The organism is Pseudanabaena sp. SR411 (assembly GCF_002251945.1).
GTDB lineage: Bacteria > Cyanobacteriota > Cyanobacteriia > Pseudanabaenales > Pseudanabaenaceae > Pseudanabaena.
Window position 1 is genome coordinate 1 of the sequence record NZ_NDHW01000098.1, and the last position, 2,934, is coordinate 2,934.

Here is a 2,934-nt window from a genome sequence, read left to right on the forward strand (position 1 = left end):
AAGCAGTGGATAAATGCAWTAWTCAATGTTTGAAGTAGCTTCTATCCTATTGAATTTGCATTTATCCACTGCTTCTAATATCAACAGTTCACACTTAGAAAAACTTCCATTACCTGTTCGCATTGCCCATGAAGTAAAAACTTCTCAAGAAGTTGGTGGCACAATTCATGTTGAACCCAATGATCGACCTGTTGCGGGTAAAAAGTCGAGAATTTGGATCGCGCTTACTAAACGAGGCGGCGAGATCATCCCTTACGGAAAATGTAATTGTCAGTTAGAAGTGCGATCGCTAACTGATCGCAACATCAAATTTACGGTAGCTAATCCTTTGGCAATTATTGAGCGCTATTTGGGATTGCCAAGTATGGAGGTTACATTTCCCCAAGTCGGTAGATATGAACTGCGCTTGAGTGGTTCCGCAAGGGAAAGTGAAGATTTCTCGCCCTTTGAATTAACTTTTACAACCAATGTGGGTAGATAAGTACTTGTGCAAAATAAATTACCAAAACCCGCAAAGTTGCGCCCCTGCGGGGCGCAACTTTGCGGGTTTTGCTTTGTTGTAATTAATTATGCCTAGCTACTTAGATATCACTACGTAACACCAGTTTTAAAAATAATTCAGCGCAAGGCGCTATAAATAAAGAATGCTAGATTTATTGCTTGTTGCTGCTTTGGGTTTTTTAGGGAGTTTTGGTCATTGTGTGGGGATGTGTGGCCCCTTGACCGTCGCTTTTTCGCTTTCAGGAAAAGGGAGCGATTCTAAGGATAATTCCAAAAGTTGGCAACAGCATTTGTACTTTCATGCATTGCTAAACATTGGCAGAATTTTAAGCTATGCGATCGCAGGGGCTGCTATTGGGGCGATCGGTTCTGTGCTAGTAGCTAGTGGACAGTTAGCAGGTTTAGAAAGTGATCTGCGGCGTTGGCTTGCGATTTTGACAGGTATTCTTTTGGTATGGATGGGACTTGTCCAGATTAGACCAGTCGGTTTGCCAAATATGCCTTTTCTTAATCCTATGGCATTAGTGGGGCTGCATCAACGCCTTAGCTCCGCGATGATGAAACTATCGCTGCATTCCCATCCACTAACACCAGCTTTGCTTGGTATGACATGGGGATTGATTCCCTGCGGATTTCTCTATACGGCTCAGATCAAGGCGGCAGAAACTAGCAATATGACGCAGGGAGCGCTGACAATGTTAGCTTTTGGATTGGGAACTTTGCCATCGATGCTCGGTATTGGTGTCTTTGCAGGACTATTGAGCCGCGATCGCCGCAGTCAGTTATTTCGCATGGGTGGCTGGATTACACTCACAATTGGCATCTTAACGCTGTTACGCACCAGTGACATGGTGGACTACACAGGTCATGCAGGTTTGATTTTGCTAATCCTTGCCCTTGTCGCCCGTCCGCTCAGTCATCTTTTTAAAGCTTGTTCAGCCTTAATGACCTATCGCCGAGCGATCGGTGTTGGTGCATTTGTTCTCTCCCTTGCCCATACTTTCCACAAGATTGAGCATACTTTTCAATGGAACTTTGATGCTTTATCCTTTATGATTCCGCAGCACCAAATCTCAATCTGGCTAGGTACGATCTCGATCGCTTTGATGACTCCTGCCGCCCTTACTAGTTCCGATTGGATGATGACGAAACTCGGTAAATCTTGGCGCTATGTCCATTTGCTTTCGGTTCCTGCGTTGGTATTAGCGTCAGTACATACCATTGCGATCGGTTCTAATTATCTGGGTGCGGTGGACTGGACTCCTAAGAATTGGATTTTGACGATTTTATGTGGGGCGATTACGGTGGGGACTTTGTTTATTCGGGCTTGGAGATTTAGAAAGTAATTGCGATCGCCTAATTCTGCAAGATTTTAGTTGTTTTCATTTTTCGCTTTTTTGTTACTGCTAGTAAGATGCTTTAGCATTTGGTACAATACAGTCAAATTTTCAGTAAAAGCTAGGATAATTCGCTTGTCTCAAGAATATTTAATCTATTGCGATGAATCAATTGATGGCACTGGTCAATAAATTAGTGGTAAGAGAAAATAGAGACAGAGTAAAGCAAAAAAATGGCAAACATCACCATCAAGATGGCAAAGCTATTCAAAACTATTTATGCAAAGAATACGACAAAAGATTAAGTGAAAGGACAGGAACGCCAAGTCAAGGCTGAGAACACCACCAAATGTCGTTTCATTAGCGCTAAAGACGAGGATTGAAGGAATGGGGATAAGAGGCAGTGGAAGAGTTCTAGAAAAATCCCATGTCAGCATCATGAGATGGGAGCAAAAAATGGCAACCCAAGCCCAGCAATGGAGTCCATCTGCCCCCGCAGGTTCAGATGTGACCATCGAAAGAGATGAAGTTTACACTCGCGTGGGCGAGAACCATTTCCCCTCAGAGTCAAAAGGGTGGACAATCACATTTATTGAGCGTGGGAGTCGCTACTGGATTGAAGCAAAAGCAGGAATGAAAACAAGTGACTTATTTAAGCAAGCCACCAGCACTGCATGGTCATGGGCAAAAACTAGTCAATACATTCGATGGTTTACCGATAGTGAAAGACGCTACGCTCAACAACTATGGACAATGGCAAGTGTTTATCTCAAATCATCGGAAGTCACTCGTGAATATGGACATCGCAAGGTATGGTGCTATGGATTGGAAGTTGCCATGAAAATTAAAGGTTCACAGGGAAATCGTCGAGTCGAATGGGTCAAACCTGAGCATCTTTATACTGCTATCAGCGATAAGAGTGACGTTCATGCTAATCATAACGTGAGTTCGGGTTAAGAAGCAGCAGGAAAAGCCCACGACCTATGCAAAGAAGGCTTCTTTGGTTGGTGACAATCAGCAATAAGCCCACAAATGACTTTGATCAGTGCCTTGATGGGACTGCGATGACGAGAATGTTCAATCTGTGAAATATTTT

Annotated in this window: 2 protein-coding genes and 2 pseudogenes; 3 read left to right on the forward strand and 1 reads right to left on the reverse strand. The window is 43.4% G+C overall.

Annotation, left to right across the window (positions count from 1 at the left end; translation table 11 throughout):
- Positions 1-25: 25 nt before the first annotated feature.
- From B9G53_RS09755 to B9G53_RS09765, 3 genes and pseudogenes are all read left to right on the forward strand, one after another.
- Positions 26-481 carry a hypothetical protein gene (locus B9G53_RS09755; protein ID WP_094531638.1) on the forward strand — a complete coding sequence of 152 codons (456 nt, stop codon included), beginning with the start codon at positions 26-28 and terminating at the stop codon, positions 479-481.
- 163 nt (positions 482-644) lie between these two features.
- The gene (locus B9G53_RS09760; protein WP_094531641.1) at positions 645-1,847 is read left to right on the forward strand and encodes a sulfite exporter TauE/SafE family protein; all 1,203 of its coding nucleotides are present in this window, start codon (positions 645-647) and stop codon (positions 1,845-1,847) included.
- A gap of 187 nt (positions 1,848-2,034) precedes the next feature.
- Positions 2,035-2,780 (forward strand): annotated as a pseudogene (locus B9G53_RS09765) (IS1 family transposase); the annotation flags it as partial.
- A gap of 11 nt (positions 2,781-2,791) precedes the next feature.
- Here B9G53_RS09765 and B9G53_RS28445 read toward each other — a convergent pair.
- Positions 2,792-2,934 (reverse strand): annotated as a pseudogene (locus B9G53_RS28445) (IS982 family transposase); the annotation flags it as partial.